Consider the following 18465-nt stretch of genomic DNA (forward strand, 5'->3'; position numbering starts at 1 on the left):
ATGTCCCATTGGACCTGCCCCGCCCTCGTGCTGCTCGCCTGCGTATTGCAGACCGCATGCGACGGTCGCGCCGCGAACTCGACCGACACGCCCGCCACGCCGATCCGCCACGACGTCGGCGTCATCGAGGTACCCGCCTCCTCGCCCTTGCGGGGCCGCCTGGACGTCATGGCCTTCCAGCCGTCGGAAATCTCCCGGCCACTGAATGCGCCCGGGGCCATCGAGGCGGCACCGGAGATGCGCGTCAGCATCACGCCTCCGGTCGCAGGCCGCGTGCTGCGAATCCATCGCGTGCTGGGCGACGAGGTGCGGGCGGGAGACGCGCTCTTCACCCTGGATTCGGCCGAAGCCGCCAGCGCACGCGCCGAACATGCCAGGACGGCCGCCGCCGCCGCCCAGGCGCGACGGGATTTCGAGCGCGAACGGCGGCTGTTCGATGCCGACGTCACGGCCCGCAAGGACTTCGAGGCCGCGCGGCTCGGCCTGGCCAGCGCCGAAGCCGACGCGCGGGTGGCCGCCGCGCATCTTGCCCAACTGGGTGCGGACCGCGGCAGCGGCCGGACTTACGTCCTGCATTCGCCGATCAGCGGACGTGTCGTGGAGATGCAAGGCGCGCAGGGAGGCTATTGGAACGACATCAATGCCGCACTGATGACGATCGCGGATTTGTCCACGGTCTGGATGACGGCCAGCGTCCCCGAGCGCGAGGTTGGCCGGCTGTTCGTCGGCCAGCCGGCGAACATCGTCCTGGATGCGCTGCCGGGCCAGGTGCTCGCCGGCCAGGTGCGCTACATCGACGAATTGCTCGACCCGGAAACCCGCAGCGTGCGGGTGCGCGTGGCCCTGGCCAATCCCGATGGCCGCCTCCGTCCGGGCATGTTCGGCCGGATGGTGTTGCAGGGACGCGCCGAATCCTCGCTCATGGTTCCGGCAACTTCCGTCATCCAGGAAGGCATGAGTTCCCGGGTGTTCGTGGAGCGGGCCCCGTTCCGGTTCGAACCGCGCACGGTGACGGTCGGTTTCCAGCAGGGCGAACGCGTCGAGATCGTTTCCGGGCTCAAGCCGGGCGAGCGGATCGTCACCCGCAACGGGGTGCTGCTCAATGATTGACCGCATCGTCAGCATCTGTTTCCGCCGCCGCGGCGTCGTCTGGCTGGTGTTCGCCTTCGCGGCGCTGTACGGGCTTTTCTGCTGGAAGCAGTTGCCGGTGGAAGCCTATCCGGATATCGCCGACACCACGTCCCAGATCGTCACCCAGGTGCCGGGCCTGGCCGCCGAGGAAATCGAACAGCAGATCACCATCCCGCTGGAGCGCGCCCTGTTGGGCACGCCCGGGATGCACGTGCTGCGCACCCGCAGCCTGTTCGGCCTGTCGCTGATTACGGTGGTGTTCCAGGATGGCGTCGATGGCTACTGGTCGCGCCAACGCCTGCAGGAACGGCTCGACGAGGTGGACTTGCCCTATGGCGCCGCCACGGGCCTGGATCCGTATACCTCCCCGACTGGCGAGATCTACCGCTACACCCTGGAGAGTTCCACCCGCGACCTGCGCGAGTTGTCCGAACTGCAGTTCTGGACGGTCATCCCCCGCCTGCGCAAGGCCCAGGGCGTCGCCGACGTCACCAATTTCGGAGGCCTGACCACGCAGTTCATGCTGGAGCTGGAACCCGATCGGCTGACCCAGTATGGATTGACCCTGGCCGAGGTGATCGACGCGCTCAACGCCAACAACGAGAGTGGCGGCGGCAGCGTGATCGACCGCGGCGAGATCTCCTACGTGGTCCGCGGCGTCGGCCTGCTGCGTTCGCTCGACGACATGGGCAACGTGGTGGTCAAGAGCGTGGGTGGCGTGCCCATCCTTGTCAGGAACCTGGGCAAACTCACCCATGGCAATGTCGAACGCCGCGGCATCCTCGGCAAGGACGCCAACCCGGATACGGTCTCCGGCATCGTCCTGCTGCTGAAGGAAACCAATCCTTCGATTGCGCTGGCTCACATCCATGCGGCCGTGGAGGATCTCAACCAGAACCTGTTGCCTGCCGACGTGAAGCTGGTTCCCTACCTGGATCGCAGCCACCTGATCGCGCAGACCACGCACACGGTGGGAAAAACGCTGGCCGAAGGCCTGCTGGTGGTTTCGCTGGTGCTGCTGCTGTTCCTGGGCAGTCCGCGCGCGGCCCTGATCGTCGCGCTGACCATCCCGCTCGCGCTCCTGCTCGCGTTCGTGTTCATGCACCACTTCCGGATCCCGGCCAACCTGCTCTCGCTGGGCGCCATCGATTTCGGCATCCTGGTCGATGGCGCCGTGGTGGTCGTGGAGAACATCCTGCGCAGGCGCGAGGCCAGGGAGCGGCGCCCGCTGTCGCCACGGGACGCGATCGCCGCCACCTTGCAGGTCGCACGCCCGATCTTCTTCGGCATGAGCGTCATCGCCGCGGCCTATCTGCCGCTGTTCGCCTTCGAGCGCATCGAGTACAAACTGTTTTCCCCCATGGCCTACGCCATCGGCGCCGCGCTGGTGGCGGCGCTGGCGGTGGCGCTGACCCTGACCCCGGCGCTGGCCTGGCTGGCCTTCCGGCGTCCGCGCAAGGTCTTCCACAATCCCGTCCTGGCCTGGCTGGGCCGGCACTACGACGCCTTCCTGCTGCGCAACCTGGGCCGTACCCGCTGGCTGGCGGGCAGCGTGCTGGTTTCCTTGCTGGCGCTGGGTGCGCTGGCCGGCGGCATCGGCCGGGATTTCCTGCCCTACCTGGACGAGGGATCCATCTGGCTGCAGGTGCAGATGCCGCCGGGCATCACCCTGGACAAGGCTGGCGCGATGGCCGACGAGCTGCGCCGGGCGACCCTGGAGTTTCCCGAAGTCGCCCATGTGGTGACCCAGACCGGACGCAACGACGACGGCACCGACTACTGGACGCCTTCGCACATCGAAGCCAGCGTCGGCCTGCACCCCTATTCCCGTTGGAAGTCGGGCATCGACAAGCAGGAACTGATTCACCGGCTGGGCGCGCGCTATGCGCGCATGCCGGGCTACGACGTGGGTTTCATGCAACCGATGATCGACGGCGTGCAGGACAAGCTGTCGGGGGCGCACAGCGATCTGGTGGTCAAGATCTTCGGCCAGGACCTGGACGAAACCCGGCGCGTCGCCAGCGACGTGGCCACGCTCCTGCGCGGATTGCCCGGCGCGGCCGACGTCGCGGTCGACGTGGAGCCGCCGCTGCCCAACCTGCGCATCGAGCTGGATCGCGCCGCCGCCGCGCGCCACGGCATCAATGCGGCCGACGTGGCCCAACTCATCGCCACCGGCATCGGCGGTGGCGCCATCGGCCAACTCTATGTCGGCGAGCGCAGCTACGACATGACCGTGCGTTTCGCACCGGAAGCCCGCGCCAATCCGCAGGCCATCGCCGACCTGCGCCTGAGCGCGGCCAACGGGGCGCGGATTCCGCTGGCCGATGTCGCCAGGATTTCCACCACGTCCGGAGAGAGCGTGATCGTGCGCGAAATGGGCGAACGCCACATCATCGTGCGGCTCAATACACGCGGCCGCGACCTCGCCGGTTTCCTCGCCGAAGCGCGACCGGCCATCGAGCGGGACGTGAAGTTCGATCCACGCCGCGTCCGCATCGAATGGGGCGGCCAGTTCGAGAACCTGCAACGCGCCGAGACCCGGTTGATGGTGATCCTGCCGCTCACGCTGGGGCTGATGCTGCTGCTCCTGTTCGCCGAGTTCGGCAACCTGCGCCAGCCACTGCTGGTCCTGTGCGTGGTGCCGCTGGCGATGATCGGTGGCTTCGCGGGCCTGCACCTGCGCGGGATGACCCTCAATGTCTCCAGCGCGGTCGGTTTCATCGCCCTGTTCGGCGTCGCCGTGCTCGGCGGCGTGCTGATGGTGGCGCAGATCAACCGGCTGCGCCGGGAAGAAGGCCTGCCGCTGGACCAGGCCGTTCGCGAAGGCGCGTCGAGCCGGATGCGGCCGGTCCTGATGACGGCCAGCGTCGCCGCGTTCGGCCTGGCGCCGGCCATGCTCGCCACCGGCCTTGGCAGCGACGTGCAGCGTCCGTTGGCAACCGTGGTGGTATGCGGCCTGCTCACCGCCACCGCGCTCACCCTGCTGTTGCTGCCCGCGCTCTACCACTGGATCGAATCGCGCGCGGAGGCACGGGCCCGACAGCGCCGCCGGAAACGCTCCGCGTCCTCCCCGCACCTGCCTTCCATTCCGACGGAGCAGTCTCCATGAAATGCGCCCTTCGCCGCCGCCCTGCCCGTCGCTGGCTGGCCCATGGCGCCATCGCCTGCCTGCTCGCGCCGGGCGTGGCCGGCGCCGCCATGCCGCTCCGGTTCGAGGTGTACCTGGATGCCGTCGAGCGGCACAACCTCGAACTGGCCGGCCAGCAGGAGGCCATGAAAGCCGCACAGGCCGGTATCGGCATGGCCGGCCTGCGTCCGGATCCGGAGCTGACCTGGGAAATGAGCCGCGAACAGGTCCGCGCCCATCACCCGCGCCCGCTCAGCCGCGGTCCCACGCTGGCCTGGACGCTGGAAACCGGCGGCAAGCGCCGTGCGCGACTGCGGCTGGCCCATAGCGAACTCGCGGTGGCCTCGGCGCAACAGCAGACGGTGTTGCACCAGGTGTATGCCGATGCCGCCACCGCCTTCGCCGATGCCTGTCACAGCCGCGCGGTCCTGGCACGCAAGGAGCAGACCCTGCAGGCACTGGAAGACACCGTCCGCGCCAATACGACGCGCCATCGGCTCGGCGACATCGGCGGCGTCGAGCTGCTGCAATCGCGGGTCGAACGCGACCGTTTCCGGGCCGAGGTGACCCAGGCCAGTGCCGAAGCCGATGCCGCGCGACTGGCGCTGTCGATTCCGCTGGGCGACGACGTGGACGCACTGCTCGGTGATGCCGGATACGACTGCGAGTTCGTCCCTTTCATCCAGGGCGAGGATCTGGCCACCCTGCTGCCCGCGGCCTTGCAGGGCCGGGACGAGATCCGCGCGGCGCGCGCCGAACTGCAACGGGCCGAGGACAGCGCCGCGCTCACCCGCGCCAATCGTTGGCTGGATCCGACGCTGTCGGTGGGCGTCTCCTCCACCCGCGGTTTCCCCGCTGGCGTCGATGCGGAAGGGGGCGCCATCGACGCCGTTCCGCGTTCGCGCGAACTGACGATATCGATCGCCGTACCGATCCCGCTATCGCGCCGCAACCATGGCGATCGGGTGCAGGCGGAGGCCGAACGCGCCCAGGCCGCGCTGGCGCTGCGCCAGGCCGAGCGCGTGGCCGATACGGAAGTCCGCTCGGCGCACCGCCGTTTCCTTGCCGCACGCGAAAGCGTTGGCCGCTATCGCGATGGCGTCCTCGCCGATGCCCAGCATGCGCTGGATGGGATCCGCCTCTCGTACCGCAATGGTGCCTCCTCACTGCTCGAACTGCTCGACGCGCAACGCTCGGCCGACGAGGCCCAACTGGATTGTCTCCAGGCCGAATACGATCTGGTGATGGCCACGGTGGCGCTCCAGCTGGCGATCGGCCAGCGCCCGCGACTGTGACGGAGGAGACCGCGATGCATCGCGTCTTGCCGCCTTTTGGAACGCCTCCCGCGCGCTTCACGCCAGCGCGCGGTCTGAACCACCGGCTGACCCTCATCGTCACCGCCGAAGCGTTGCGGCCGGTGCGCAAGCTGATCGCGCGCGCCATCCACGACCTGCGCGTTCCCCTGGGCCCAATCCGCCAGGAACCACTGGCGCAGGCTCCACTCCGCTACCAGTTGAGCGGCGAATTTCCCGGCTCCCCGGAACAGGCGCATCGCCTGATGCGCCTGCTGTTGGCCCATCTATCGCTGCCCCATCTGGTGCTGGCGCGCCTGGAGACCCTGGGCGAAGCCGCACGCGGGCCTGAATGCGAATCGGAAAGGGGAACCGCGACCAGCCGCGCCGTGCGCGAGTGCCGTGATATCCACGATGGATCCTATACCCAGGTATATCGCGGGCACCCCACGAGAGACTAGGCGTGCGTGCCGTCAACGCGAATAATCCACTTCGCGCACCGGGCCCAGGCGGCCCCTGATCGCACCATCCTCTTCCCGACGACAGGAGGTCCCATGGACCCCGACCCTGCCGGACGCCCCGCGTCCCGCTTCCCCGCCATGTTCCGCTCTTTCCCGGCGCCTTCGCCGAGGCTTTCCCACGCCTGATCGCCGGGAGCCTCGCGGGTGTCATCACCGGAGGCTTCCCCCATGCACCGCCCTCTCCGTCTCTATCCCGCGTTGCGCGCCCGTGTGCTGGCCCGCGACATTCCCGGGCTCCGGCACCTGCTGCGCGCACATGGCGCCACCGCGTTCGCGGGCGCGTTGTCTTCATGTTCCCCCCGCGTCGCCGCCGACGTCCTGTCGCTGTTGCCGATGCCGGATCGCCTGCGCGTGCATCCGTACCTGCCGACCGTTCTGCGCGCGCAGGTGCGTCCGCTCTATCGCGCCGCCCCCGCGGTCGAAGAGCGGGCACGGCCCCATCTGGCCGGATGTTCCGCGTGATGGCGGTGCAAGCGGGTGCGACGGCGGTGCGGGTGGCGCGTCCTTATTTCCGCCTGAGCCTGCACATGGCCGCTGGTGCCACCGACACGGTGGTGACCCGCGTCCGTGACGCCACCCGATGCGACCTGCGCCTGCTGTTCGTGCATCGCCGCCGCGATCGCGCCGTGTTCGGAATCCAGGCACCCCACCACGCCCGGGCCGAGGTCGCCCGTCTGGTCCGGCGGCTCAACCGGCATCCCGGCGTGCGCGCCGTGCGCTGGGAAGTCGTGCCGACCACCGCAGACGCCTTCGCCCCGTTCGCCTGAGCGCCACGTGCGCATGGCCTTCCGGCGCCCCTCCGTGCGCCGCCCCTCCAGGAGTTTTCGATGAACCTGCTCAAGACCTGGTTCGATACCTTTCTGCGCAGCCGTCGCGCAGCCGGCCTGTTCGGTCGCCGGGCGATGCCCGAGGCAGGCTTCGGCCGTGGCGACGCGCGCGTGCCGACCTTGCTGCCTTCCCGGCTGCTGCTGCAGGCCGCGCAGGACGACGTGCCCGGTGCGCTGGCGCGGCTGGAATCGCACGAGGACGGACTGAGCCAGGCCGAAGCCGAGGCGCGCCGCGGCCGCTTCGGACCCAACGAGGTCGATCACGAGAAGCCGCTGCCGTGGTGGCGCCACCTGTGGCAGTGCTACCGCAATCCGTTCAATCTGCTGTTGACCGTGCTGGCCGCGGTGTCCTATCTCACCGAGGATGCCAAGGCGACCGTGGTCATCGGCACCATGGTGGTGCTGTCCACGCTGATCCGGTTCGTCCAGGAGGGCCGTTCAAATCGCGCGGCCGAACGCCTGAAAGCGCTGGTCGGCAATACCGCCACCGTCATCCGCCGCGATCTGGGCACGGAAGCGGCGGATGTCGCCGAGCGCTACTTCGGCACGCAACTGCATTCGCGGCGCCCGCCCAGCCACCAGGAAGTGCCCATCCGCGATCTGGTGCCCGGCGATCACATCGTGCTCTCCGCCGGCGACATGATCCCGGCCGACTGCCGGGTCCTGGCCGCCAAGGATCTGTTCGTCGCCCAGGCGGCGATGACCGGCGAATCGCTGCCGGTGGAGAAGTTCTGCGAATCGCGGGCGGGCGACGGCGATCTGCTCGCGCAGCCGAACCTGCTGTTCATGGGCACGAATGTCGTTTCCGGCACGGCTACCGCGCTGGTGGTGGCGACCGGCCAGGAAACCTGTTTCGGCGCGGTTGCGCATCGCGTCACCGCCAGCGATCACACCCCCACCGCGTTCCAGGCGGGCGTCAACAGCGTCAGCTGGCTGCTGATCCGGTTCGCCCTGGTGATGGTCCCGTTCGTGCTGTTGATCAACGGCATCACCAAGGGCGACTGGATGGAAGCCTTCCTGTTCGCGCTGTCCGTCGCGGTCGGCCTGACCCCGGAAATGCTGCCGATGATCGTCACCTCCACCCTCGCCAAGGGCGCGGTGCTGCTGGCGCGGCGCAAGGTGATCGTCAAGCGCCTGGACGCAATCCAGAACTTCGGTGCGATGGACGTGCTGTGCACCGACAAGACCGGCACACTGACCCAGGATCGGATCGCGCTGGAGCGGCATACCGATGTATTCGGGCACGACTCGGAGGACGTGCTCAAGTTCGCCTACCTCAACAGTCATTACCAGACCGGACTGAAGAACCTGCTGGATCGCGCGGTGCTCGAACACGTCGAACTGCAGACCGAACTCCGGCTGGCGCAGGACTATCGCAAGGTCGACGAAATCCCGTTCGATTTCGAGCGCCGGCGGATGTCGGTAGTGGTCTCCGAACGCGAGGATCACCACGAACTCATCTGCAAGGGCGCCGTCGAGGAGATGCTGGCGGTCTGCACCCGGGTGCGCGAGGGCGAAACCGTGGTGCCGCTGGATGCAAGGATGCTGGCGCGGGTCCGCCGCGTCACCCAGGAACTCAACGAAGAGGGCCTGCGGGTGGTCGCGGTCGCGATGAAGGAGACCCCGCCCGCGCGTGATGCCTATTCCATCGCCGACGAATGCGATCTGACCCTGGTCGGCTATGTCGCCTTCCTGGATCCGCCCAAGGAATCGGCGGCGCCGGCGCTGCGGGCGCTGGCCGATCACGGTGTCGAGGTGAAAGTCCTGACCGGCGACAACGAACTGGTGGCCGCGCGGGTGTGCTCGCAGGTCGGCCTGGAAGGCGATGCGGTGATTACCGGACCCCAGCTGGATCGGATGAGCGATGCCAGCCTGGTCGCCGCGGTCCAGCGCTACCGCGTGTTCGCCCGGCTGACCCCGCTGCACAAGGAACGGCTGGTGCGCGCATTGCGTGGCCAGGGCAAGGTGGTCGGCTTCCTCGGCGACGGCATCAACGACGCCCCGGCGCTGCGCGCGGCCGACATCGGCATCAGCGTGGACGGCGCGGTCGACATCGCCAAGGAAGCGGCCGACATCATCCTGCTGGAGAAGAGCCTGATGGTGCTGGAGGAAGGCGTGATCCAGGGCCGCCGGACCTTCTCCAACATGCTCAAGTACATCCGCATGACCGCCAGTTCCAACTTCGGCAACGTGTTCTCGGTACTGGTGGCCTCGGCCTTCCTGCCGTTCCTGCCGATGCTGCCGCTGCAATTGCTGGTGCAGAACCTGCTGTACGACGTGTCGCAGATCGCCATCCCGTTCGACAACGTGGACGAAGAGCTCGTGCGCAGGCCGTTGAAATGGAATCCGGCGGACATCGGTCGCTTCATGGTGTTCTTCGGCCCGATCAGCTCGATCTTCGACATCACCTGCTTCGCGGTGATGTGGTACGTGTTCGGTGCCGATACCGTGGCCGAACAAGGCCTATTCCAGTCCGGCTGGTTCGTGGTCGGCCTGCTCACCCAGACCCTGATCGTGCACATGATCCGCACGCCGCGCCTGCCGTTCGTGCAGAGTCTGGCGGCGCCGGCGCTGCTGGTGATGACCGGCGTGATCATGCTCATCGGCGTGCTGCTGCCCATGAGCCCGTTGGCCGGCTACTTCAAGCTGCAGGCATTGCCCGCCGGCTACTGGCCGTTCCTGGTCGCGATCCTGCTGGGCTACGCGATCCTGACCACGCTGCTGAAGCGTTTCTACATCCGCCGCTTCGGCTGGCAATGAGCGGACGCCCGCGGCGTCCACGAGGAAGAACCTCATGAACCTCGACCTGAACCTGCCCCCGTTCGACCCAGGGGCGACCCTGAGCTCGTTCATCAGCCTGGGAACGGCCTTCCTGCTGGGCTCGGTGATCGGCTTCGAACGGCAGGTGCGGCAACGCACCGCGGGCCTGCGCACCAATACCCTGGTGGCGGTGGGCGCGGCGGTGTTCGTCGACCTGGCGGTACGCTTCCACGCGCTGCATGGCGGCACCCCGGGACCGCTGCAGGTGATGGCCTATGTCATCTCCGGGATCGGTTTCCTCGGCGCGGGCGCGATCATGAAGGAAGGCGCGCAGGTGTCCGGCCTCAACACCGCGGCGACCCTCTGGGGCTCGGCGGCGGTGGGCGCCTGCGCCGGTGCCAAGCTGTTGCCGGAAGCGCTGATGGCGGCGCTGTTCGTACTGACCACCAACACCGTGCTGCGGCCGGTGGTCAACCGCATCAACCGGCGTCCCCTGCAGGAGGAGTTCAGCGAAGCCACCTATGCCATCCACGTCATCTGCGGACGCGCGGTCCAGGCCGAGGTGCTGCAACGAACCACCGAATTGCTGGAAGCCGCGCACTACCCCGTCCGCTCGCTCGATCAGCAGCCCTTCGGCACCCACGAGGTCGAGCTCGAAGCGGTGCTGTATGCGACCGCGGTGGAGGCGGACGAACTGGACGTCGTGATGTCCGAAATCTCACGTTTGAACGGCGTATCGCAGGCGTTCTGGAATGCCAGCGCCGAAGAATGACCGGGCCATCGGCATGCGGTCCACGGTGCTATCCTGCGCTGCCGGCAGCGCCCGTGGCGCCGCCTCCGGGACACTGGACATCCAAGGATCATGCGCCCCCCCTCATCCCGCCTGAGCCTGAGCATCGCCATCGCACTGGCGATCATGGCGGCCATCTTCATCGCCGATACTTCCACCGATTATGCGGTAGCGGCGGCGGGCTTCTACACCGTGGTCATTCTTGCGGTCGCCCATCGACTGTCGGCCGGCCAGTTGATGTCGCTCGCCGGCATCTGCATCGGCCTGACCATCCTCAGCTTCCTCCTGTCCGGCTTCGGCAACTACCAGGTCGGCCTGGTCAACTCCGCCATCGGCATCGTCACCATCGTCGTCACCACTTATCTGGCGCTGAAGATGGAGGCTGCGCGCGCGGCCGCGCAGGAGGCACAGGCGCGGCTGTTGCGGGTGGCGCGCGCGTCCACCCTGGGCGAACTCACGGCCTCCATCGCCCACGAGCTCAACCAGCCGCTGGCGGCCATCGTCACCAGCGGCAACGCCTGCCAGCGCTGGCTCGCCCAGGCGCCGCCCAATCTCGACAAGGCCCGGCAGGCGGTCGACCGCATGCTGGACGACGCTCAACGCGCCAGCGAGGTCATCGTCCGCGTCCGTGGCATGACCCGCGGGCAATCGCTGCAGCCACAGGCCTTCGCGATCAATCCGGCCATCGAGGAAATCCTTACGCTCTCGCGAACCGAACTTGAGCGCCACGAAGTGGATGTCGTGCTCGATCTGGCCGATGACCTGCCGCCGGTGTTCGCCGACCGCGTGCAGGTTCAACAGGTACTCGGCAACCTGGTCCTGAATGCGATCGAGGCGATGTCGGACATGCCCGCCGGCCAACGCAGGCTGCACGTGATAAGCGCGCGCGGTGATCACGGACAGGTGCGCGTCGGGGTATCCGATACCGGCAACGGCCTACCCGCGACGGCGAGCGCCGGGCAGATCTTCGAGGCGTTCTGGACCACCAAGGCCGAGGGCCTTGGCCTGGGGCTGAGCATCAGCCGGAACATCATCGAGGCCAACGGGGGCCGGATCCAGGCACGCAACCGCGACGAAGGCGGCGCTTGCGTCCAGTTCGACCTGCCTTCCCCACCGGAGTCCCGCGCGTGAGCCAGCGGCGTCCCTCCGCACCTGCCGGGCCCACGCCGCTCGTCCATCTGATCGACGACGACCGTTCCGTGCGTGCCGCGGTGGAAGACCTGCTGGCGTCCGTCGGCTTGCGGGTCCGCGCCTTCGGTTCGGTCGGCGAGTTTCTTGCCGCCCCTCGCGAGGACGCGCCCGGCTGCCTGATCCTGGACGTGCGCATGCCGGGCCAGAGCGGCATGGACTTCCACCGGCAGATGGGCGAACTGGGCATCCCGTTACCGGTGATCTTCATCACCGGCCACGGCGATATCGCCATGGGGGTGGAGGCGATGAAGAACGGCGCGCTCGAATTCCTGACCAAGCCCTTCCGCGATCAGGATCTGCTGGACGCCATCCAGCGAGGCGTCGAACAGGACCGCGCGCGCCGCAAGGAAGAAGACGCCATCGGTGAACTGCACCAGCGTTGGGCATCGCTCAACACGGGCGAACAGGCGGTGATTCGGGGCGTGGTGCGTGGCCGGCTCAACAAGCAGATCGCGGCGGATCTGGGGGTCAGCGAGATCACCGTGAAGGTGCGGCGTGCCCAGATCATGCGCAAGATGCAGGCGAAGACGCTGGTTGATCTGGTACGGATGTACGACCGTCTGCAGGCGTCCTGACACCATCCGGCTCGCTGGAATCGCCTTTCCCCTGCATGTAGTGAGGAGCATTTTTTCGCCGGAAGCGTATCCGCCGGGCCCCCATCCGCCTTCGGCACCTTCCCCCCGCAAGCGGGGGAAGGAATCTTTCGCGGTTCCAGGCATTGCTCTTTCTCATCCGGCGTCGGTCGCAGTACGTCCCTGCTCCGCCGGCCGGAAGTATTCGACGTGTGGTTCCCTCTCCCGTCCACGGGAGAAGGGAGGGGAAACTTTTTGCCAGAGACATGTCCGCCTGGCCCCCATTCGCTTCGGCACCTTCCCCCGCGAGCGGGGGAAGGAATCTTTCGCGGTCCTGGGCATTGCCTTTTCTCATCCGGCGCCGCGCGCCAACTTCCCGCATGTCGGGGAAGAAATCCCTGTCAGGCCACGCCGAGCTTCCCGCGCTCTCCCTCGCGGGGCGTGGCGAGTTCCTCGGGGCTCACGAATTCGGCCAGATCCGCCGCTTCGTAGAACGGCCGGATTTCGACCTCGCTGGGGCCGGACATCGGCGCGCGCCTGGCCCAGGCCATGGCTTCGTCCATGTCCTTGACCTCCCAGATCGAGAAGCCGGCGATCAGTTCCTTGGTGTCGGCGAACGGTCCGTCGGTGACCGTCAGGCGTGAGCCGTCGTAGCTCAGCCGCTTGGCTTCAGCGTTGTTCTTGAGGCCGGCGGCGGCCACGAAGACGCCGGCCTGGACCAGTTCCTCGGTGAACCGATCCATTGCCGCGAAGGCCTCCAGCGCCTCGGGGGTGGGCTCGCCGATCTTGTCGCCACCTTCGATGGCTTTCACGAACACGAGTACGCGCATGTCTGTCTCCTGATGAAGTCCGCCCCAATTGGCGTCTCATGTGGACGACGAGCCGGCGGAGCGGCAATCGACGCCGCTCGAAAGATTCTCAACAACAATCAGCAAATTATTGTTTCAAAAGACTTCCTTCAGACAACGCCTTATTCCCACTCGATGGTGGCGGGCGGCTTCCCGCTGATGTCATAAACAACACGAGAAACACCACGCAACTCATTGATAATCCTGTTGGAAACCGTGCCCAACAGGTCATAAGGCAAGTGCGCCCAGTGGGCGGTCATGAAGTCGATGGTTTCCACCGCGCGCAGGGCGATGACCCATTCGTAGGCACGGGCGTCGCCGACCACGCCTACCGACTTGACCGGCAGGAACACCGCGAACGCCTGGCTGACCTTGTCGTACCAGTCGGCCTTGCGCAGTTCATCGATGAAGATGGCGTCGGCGCGCGCCAGCAGGTCCGCATATTCGGCCTTGACCTCGCCCAGGATGCGCACGCCCAGGCCGGGGCCCGGGAACGGATGGCGGTAGACCATCGTGCGCGGCAGCCCCAGTTCGACGCCGAGGCGGCGCACTTCATCCTTGAACAGCTCGCGCAGCGGTTCGACCAGGCCCAGCTTCATGTGCTCGGGCAGGCCGCCGACGTTGTGGTGGCTCTTGATGACATGGGCCTTGCCGGTCTTGCTGCCGGCCGACTCGATCACGTCCGGGTAGATGGTGCCCTGCGCCAACCACTTGGCGTTCTTCAGCTTGTTCGACTCTTCCTCGAAGATCTCGACGAACAGGTTGCCGATGATCTTGCGTTTGGCTTCCGGATCGCTGACGCCTTCCAGCGCCTTGAAGTAGCGCTCTGCGGCGTTGACCCGCACGATCTTCACGCCCATGTGCTCGGCGAACATCGCCATCACCTGGTCGCCTTCCTGCCAGCGCAGCAGGCCGGTATCGACGAACACGCAGGTCAGCTGCTCGCCGATCGCCTTGTGCAGCAGCGCGGCGACCACCGAGGAATCCACGCCGCCGGACAGGCCGAGGATGACCTCGTCCGAGCCGACCTGCTCGCGCACGCGGGCAATCTGGTCGTCGATGATGTTGGCAGCGGTCCACAGGGTCCTGCAGCCGCAGATCTCGGCGACGAAGCGGCGCAGCAGGGTCTGGCCCTGCTTGGTGTGGGTTACTTCCGGATGGAACTGCACGCCGTACCAGCGCTTTTCCTCCAGCGCCATCGCGGCGACCGGGATGCGGTCGGTGACGGCGGTGACGGTCCAGCCCGGCGGCGCCTTGGCAACGTGATCGCCGTGGCTCATCCACACGTCGATCCGCGGATCGCCATCGTGGTCGGTCAGGCCGCCCAGCAGTGCGTCGTGTGCCACCAGTTCGACCTCGGCATGGCCGAACTCGCGGGCATCGGCGGCTTCGGTGGCGCCGCCCAGCTGCGCGGCCAGGGTCTGCATGCCGTAGCAGATGCCGAGGATCGGCAGGCCGGCGTCGAATACCTGCTGCGGCGCCTTCGGCGCGCCCGGCAGCGTGGTGGATTCCGGGCCGCCGGAAAGGATGATGCCCTTGGCACCGAATTTCGCGATCTCCCCGGGATCATGATCCCAGGCCCAGATCTCGCAGTAGACACCGATCTCCCGGATGCGGCGGGCAATCAGCTGGGTGTACTGCGCGCCGAAATCGAGGATGAGGATCTTGTCGTCGTGGAGCCTGGATGGGGTGTCGGAGAGTGGGGATTCGGAAACGCCGGACATACTTCCTCGCTGTGATACCTGTTTTTATCGAATCTCGAATCCCGAATCACCACATCCCGTCGAATGGGTTCACCCCATTCGATAGTTCGGCGGTTCCTTGGTGATCTGCACGTCGTGGACGTGGCTTTCGCGCTGGCCTGCGCCGGTGATCACCACGAACTTCGGCTTGCTGCGCATGTCCGCGATGGTCGCGCAGCCCACGTAGCCCATGGTCGCGCGCAGGCCGCCCACCAGTTGGTGGATGATGCCGCCGACCGGGCCGCGATACGGCACGCGTCCCTCGATGCCTTCCGGCACCAGCTTGTCGGCGTCGGAGGCATCCTGGAAATAGCGATCCTTGGAACCCTTCTCCATAGCGCCCAGGCTGCCCATGCCACGATAGCTCTTGTAGCTGCGGCCCTGGAACAGTTCGACTTCGCCCGGGGCTTCCTCGGTGCCGGCGAACAGGCCGCCGATCATCACCGTGGAAGCGCCGGCGGCGATCGCCTTGCCGATGTCGCCGGAATAGCGGATGCCGCCATCGGCGATCAGCGGGATACGGTCCTGCAGCGCCTCGGCGACCATGTCCACCGCGGTGATCTGCGGCACGCCCACGCCCGCCACCATGCGGGTGGTGCAGATCGAGCCCGGGCCCACGCCGACCTTGACCGCGTCGGCACCGGCGTCCATCAGCGCCAGCGCGGCGTCGCCGGTGACGATGTTGCCGCCGATCACCTGCAGCGACGGGAAGCGCTTCTTGACCCAGGACACGCGATCCAGCACCCCCTGCGAGTGGCCATGCGCGGTGTCGACGATGACCACGTCCACGCCGGCCGCTACCAGCGCTTCCACGCGCTGGTCGGTATCGCCGCCCACACCCACCGCGGCGCCGACGACCAGGCGGCTAGCGCTGTCCTTGGCGGCGTTGGGGTTGTCGGTCTTCTTCTGGATGTCCTTGACGGTGATCAGGCCGCGCAGCTCGAAACCATCATTGACCACCAGCACCTTCTCGATGCGGTGCTTGTGCAACAGCTGCAGGACTTCGGCGTCGCTGGCGCCTTCGCGCACCGTGATCAGGCGATCCTTCTTGGTCATGATGTGGCGGACCGGATCGTCGAGCTTGGTCTCGAAGCGCATGTCGCGGCTGGTGACGATGCCGACCAGTTGGCCACCGTCGACCACCGGCACGCCGGAGATGTTGCGGGCGCGGGTCAGTTTCAGCACTTCGGCGATCGTCGTTTCCGGACCGACCGTGAAAGGTTCCTTGATGACGCCGGCTTCGAACTTCTTGACCTTGGCCACTTCCGCGGCCTGCTGTTCGACGGTCAGGTTCTTGTGGATGATGCCGATGCCGCCCAGCTGCGCCATCGCGATGGCCAGGCGGGCTTCGGTGACGGTATCCATGGCGGCCGAGACAATCGGCAGGTTCAGGCGGAGGTCGCGCGTGAGGCGCGTCTCCAGGCTGACGTCTTTCGGCAGGACGATGGAGTGGGCGGGGACGAGCGAGACGTCGTCGTAAGTCAGTGCTTCAGCCTGGATGCGCAGCATCGGCGGACCCGGAGTGTGGGGAAGCGCGATATTGTAGCCCGTTACGGCCCCGAATGTCAGCGGCCAGCGGGATTCAGCGTGCCGCCAGCGCCGCTTCCGCGGCTTCCAGGGTGTTCTGCATCAGCGTGGCCACGGTCATCGGCCCTACCCCGCCCGGCACCGGCGTGATCCAGCTGGCGCGCCCGGCGGCCTCGTCGAAACCCACGTCGCCGACCAGCCGGCCGTCGTCCAGGCGGTTGATGCCCACGTCGATGACCACGGCTCCCGGCTTGACCCAGTTGCCCGGAATCAGGCCCGGGCGCCCGACCGCCACCACCAGGATGTCGGCATCGCGGACCCGCGCCTCCAATACCTCGGCCGGCGTGAACTTGTGGCAACTGGTCACGGTACAGCCGGCGATCAGCAGTTCCAGCGCCATTGGCCGGCCGACATGGTTGCTGACGCCCACGATGGTGGCGTTCTGGCCGCGTACCGGGCGGTCGGTGTAGGCCAGCAGCGTGGTGATGCCGCGCGGCGTGCACGGGCGCAGGCCGAACTGGCGCAGGGCCAGGTGGCCGACGTTGGCGGGATGGAAGCCGTCGACGTCCTTGCGCGGGTCGATCCGCTCGATCAACCGGCTGGCATCGGGGATGCCGGGCAGCGGCAATTGCACGAGGATGCCGTGGATCTTGGGATCCGCGTTAAGCTGGTCGATCAACGCCAGCAGTTGCGCTTCGCTGGTGCCCGCCGGCAGATCGTAGTCATAGGCGTGGATGCCGACCTTCTCCGCGGCCCGGCGCTTGTTGCGCACGTATACCGTCGATGCCGGATCGCCCCCCACCAGCACCACCGCCAGGCCCGGCCGGTCTCCGCCCGCGGCCAGGCGCGCGTCGACCCGCGCCTTCAGTTCGTCGAGCAGGTTTTCGGCAACGCGGCGGCCGTCCAGGATTCGGGCAGTCATCGGGGATCTGAGGGGAACGGAGCGGTGTAAAGTCCCGCCATTGTCCCCGATTCGGGCAATCCTGTGTGGATTGCGCCGCAAGAACCCCACCCACGGTATCCCCATGAACGACACCACCGCCCTCGAGGCCGCCGCCTTCCGCCGCCTGCTCCAGCACCTGAACCAGCAGCGTCCCGACGTACAGAACATCGACCTGATGATCCTGGCCGGCTTCTGCCGCAACTGCCTGGCCGACTGGTACCGCGAAGCGGCCGCCGAACAGGGCATCGCAATGGACAGGGAGCAGGCCCGCGAACGCATCTACGGCATGCCCTTCGCCGAGTGGAAGGCGCGTCACCAGCAAGACGCCACGCCCGAACAACTGGCCGCCTTCGAGGCCGCGCGGAAACGGCATGGCTGAGCCGCGCGGGCGGCGGCGCATGTGGCCCTGGCTGACGCTGGCCGCGCTGCCACTTCTGCTTTGGCTGGTGCTGTGCGTCGGCATGTACCTGCAGCAGCGCCATTTCATCTACTTCCCGCAGGCCACGCGGACCAGTGCCGAGGGCACCAACTTCGAACTTGGGCGTGACGGATTCATGCTGCGCGGATGGCAGTTGCACCCGCAGCGCACGGACGCGCTGATCTATTTCGGCGGCAATGCCGAACGTGTGCAGGACAACGCGGTCGATTTCGACCGCAGTCTGCCGGGCTGGAGCATCTACCTGCTGCCGTATCGCGGGTATGGCCCGAACCCCGGTGCGCCCAACGAAGCCTCGCTGGTGGCCGACGCGCTGGCCCTGTACGACGACGTCCGCAGGCGCCACCCGCAGGGCCGCATCGCGGTGGTGGGACGCAGCCTCGGCAGCGGCGTCGCGGTGCAGGTCGCCGCCCGCCGTCCGGTCGATCGCCTGGTGCTGGTCACCCCGTTCGACAGCCTGGGCGAGGTTGCATCCACCCACTATCCCTGGTTGCCGGTGCGCTGGCTGCTGCGTGATCGCTACGAGTCGACGCGCCACCTGCGGGCACGCCAGGGCGAATGGCTGGTCCTGCGCGCTGGGCGCGACCGGGTGGTGCCGCCGCGCCATACCGACCGCCTGATCGCGACCGCACCGGTACCGCCGCGGGTGGTCGACTTCCCCGAGGCGGGCCATGACGACCTGTCGTTGTCGCCGCGCTACTGGTCGGCGATGGCGGAGTTCCTGCAAGCGCCTGCGGCATCCGGGCGCTGAAAGC

The 18465-nt window shown here is 67.5% G+C and carries 16 protein-coding genes; 12 read left to right on the forward strand and 4 right to left on the reverse strand.

Going from position 1 to position 18465, the window contains the following annotated elements; translation table 11 throughout:
- The 10 genes from AC3DE2_RS17105 (at position 1) to AC3DE2_RS17150 (ending at position 12217) form a co-directional block, all read left to right on the forward strand.
- A complete protein-coding gene (locus tag AC3DE2_RS17105) occupies positions 1-1110 on the forward strand; it encodes an efflux RND transporter periplasmic adaptor subunit (RefSeq protein WP_488427171.1) in 1110 nt (369 codons plus the stop codon).
- Positions 1103-4243, forward strand: a complete 3141-nt coding sequence (locus AC3DE2_RS17110) for an efflux RND transporter permease subunit (protein WP_488427172.1) — start codon at positions 1103-1105, stop codon at positions 4241-4243. Before AC3DE2_RS17105 ends, AC3DE2_RS17110 begins: the two co-directional genes overlap by 8 nt.
- The gene (locus AC3DE2_RS17115) at positions 4240-5556 is read left to right on the forward strand and encodes a TolC family protein (RefSeq protein WP_488427173.1); all 1317 of its coding nucleotides are present in this window, start codon (positions 4240-4242) and stop codon (positions 5554-5556) included. The genes AC3DE2_RS17110 and AC3DE2_RS17115 overlap by 4 nt, the downstream gene beginning before the upstream one ends.
- Before the next feature lie 14 nt (positions 5557-5570).
- Positions 5571-6014 carry a hypothetical protein gene (locus tag AC3DE2_RS17120; RefSeq protein WP_488427174.1) on the forward strand — a complete coding sequence of 148 codons (444 nt, stop codon included), beginning with the start codon at positions 5571-5573 and terminating at the stop codon, positions 6012-6014.
- 228 nt (positions 6015-6242) lie between these two features.
- A complete protein-coding gene (locus AC3DE2_RS17125; protein WP_488427175.1) occupies positions 6243-6536 on the forward strand; it encodes a hypothetical protein in 294 nt (97 codons plus the stop codon).
- Positions 6536-6841 (forward strand): hypothetical protein, encoded by a 306-nt coding sequence (locus AC3DE2_RS17130; protein ID WP_488427176.1) that lies wholly within the window; start codon positions 6536-6538, stop codon positions 6839-6841. The genes AC3DE2_RS17125 and AC3DE2_RS17130 overlap by 1 nt, the downstream gene beginning before the upstream one ends.
- 60 nt (positions 6842-6901) lie before the next feature.
- Positions 6902-9661 (forward strand): magnesium-translocating P-type ATPase, encoded by a 2760-nt coding sequence (gene mgtA / locus AC3DE2_RS17135; protein ID WP_488427177.1) that lies wholly within the window; start codon positions 6902-6904, stop codon positions 9659-9661.
- A 34-nt stretch (positions 9662-9695) separates the two neighbouring features.
- A complete protein-coding gene (locus AC3DE2_RS17140; protein WP_295375699.1) occupies positions 9696-10433 on the forward strand; it encodes an MgtC/SapB family protein in 738 nt (245 codons plus the stop codon).
- Between the two features lie 90 nt (positions 10434-10523).
- Positions 10524-11582 carry a sensor histidine kinase gene (locus tag AC3DE2_RS17145; RefSeq protein WP_488427178.1) on the forward strand — a complete coding sequence of 353 codons (1059 nt, stop codon included), beginning with the start codon at positions 10524-10526 and terminating at the stop codon, positions 11580-11582.
- Positions 11579-12217 carry a response regulator transcription factor gene (locus AC3DE2_RS17150; RefSeq protein ID WP_295375703.1) on the forward strand — a complete coding sequence of 213 codons (639 nt, stop codon included), beginning with the start codon at positions 11579-11581 and terminating at the stop codon, positions 12215-12217. Before AC3DE2_RS17145 ends, AC3DE2_RS17150 begins: the two co-directional genes overlap by 4 nt.
- A gap of 398 nt (positions 12218-12615) precedes the next feature.
- Here the strand turns inward: AC3DE2_RS17150 and AC3DE2_RS17155 are convergent, their stop codons facing one another.
- The 4 genes from AC3DE2_RS17155 to folD all read right to left on the reverse strand — a co-directional run bounded on the left by AC3DE2_RS17155 (position 12616) and on the right by folD (position 17253).
- The gene (locus AC3DE2_RS17155; protein ID WP_488427179.1) at positions 12616-13044 is read right to left on the reverse strand and encodes a YciI family protein; all 429 of its coding nucleotides are present in this window, start codon (positions 13042-13044) and stop codon (positions 12616-12618) included.
- Positions 13045-13184: 140 nt separating this feature from the next.
- Positions 13185-14786, reverse strand: coding sequence for a glutamine-hydrolyzing GMP synthase (guaA, locus tag AC3DE2_RS17160; RefSeq protein ID WP_488427180.1), 1602 nt, complete (start codon positions 14784-14786; stop codon positions 13185-13187).
- Positions 14787-14855: 69 nt separating this feature from the next.
- The gene (gene guaB / locus AC3DE2_RS17165) at positions 14856-16313 is read right to left on the reverse strand and encodes an IMP dehydrogenase (RefSeq protein WP_295375989.1); all 1458 of its coding nucleotides are present in this window, start codon (positions 16311-16313) and stop codon (positions 14856-14858) included.
- Between the two features lie 73 nt (positions 16314-16386).
- Complete coding sequence (folD, locus tag AC3DE2_RS17170) at positions 16387-17253, reverse strand: bifunctional methylenetetrahydrofolate dehydrogenase/methenyltetrahydrofolate cyclohydrolase FolD (RefSeq protein ID WP_295375987.1); 867 nt, start codon at positions 17251-17253, stop codon at positions 16387-16389.
- 103 nt (positions 17254-17356) lie between these two features.
- Here folD and AC3DE2_RS17175 point away from each other — a divergent pair, with 103 nt between their 5' ends.
- Positions 17357-17653 (forward strand): DUF1244 domain-containing protein, encoded by a 297-nt coding sequence (locus tag AC3DE2_RS17175; RefSeq protein WP_295375985.1) that lies wholly within the window; start codon positions 17357-17359, stop codon positions 17651-17653.
- Entirely contained in the window at positions 17646-18461 is an 816-nt protein-coding gene (locus AC3DE2_RS17180) for an alpha/beta hydrolase (RefSeq protein ID WP_295375984.1), read from the forward strand. The genes AC3DE2_RS17175 and AC3DE2_RS17180 overlap by 8 nt, the downstream gene beginning before the upstream one ends.
- The last annotated feature ends 4 nt before the right edge of the window (positions 18462-18465 follow it).

This window comes from Pseudoxanthomonas sp. 68-E7 (assembly GCF_057773145.1).